Genomic DNA, 489 nt, shown 5'->3' with positions numbered 1-489 from the left:
TGAGTAGTAGTCGCTACCTTCATTGGTGTTTTTGTAGTATCGGCGTGAACCGACATAGCTCCTAATGTACCTAATCCTAAAGATAATGCAACACCTAAACCTGTTAATTTTTTAGTCATGCTTTTCATTATAATCCATCCCCTTGATTAATAAGTTTTTTTGTAGTTAATTAAATCGCTAAATACTATTACTTTAAGAATCTTTAAATCGAGATATTATTGAAATGAATAATCTATTTATTTACCTTCATGAGCTCCAAACATATCTTGAGCATATTGAACACCTAATCCATAAGCTCCACCATGTTCTTTCGCAATATCTAAAACTTGGTTATAAGTTGCACCGTTAGCCCAGTCACGTTGTAACTCAAGCATATATTGCATCCAAGTTATTGGATGTGCACCAGCTTGAACCATACGTTCAATAGCCATATTATGAGCTTCAGTAGACACACCACCAGAAGCATCAGTTACAACATACACATCATAA

At 34.6% G+C, this 489-nt stretch carries 1 protein-coding gene; it reads right to left on the bottom strand.

Annotated elements, in window-relative coordinates; all coding sequences use genetic code 11:
- Window positions 1–236: 236 nt before the first annotated feature.
- On the bottom strand, window positions 237–489 hold a 253-nt coding region (locus EP747_RS23985; RefSeq protein ID WP_129692488.1), incomplete at its 5' end, for an isochorismatase family protein.

Origin of the sequence: Gottfriedia acidiceleris (assembly GCF_004138285.1) — a bacterium.
GTDB classification, from domain to species: domain Bacteria; phylum Bacillota; class Bacilli; order Bacillales; family Bacillaceae_G; genus Gottfriedia; species Gottfriedia acidiceleris_A.
Note: the sequence above shows the minus strand (reverse complement) of the source record. Positions and strands in the feature narration are given on the sequence as shown.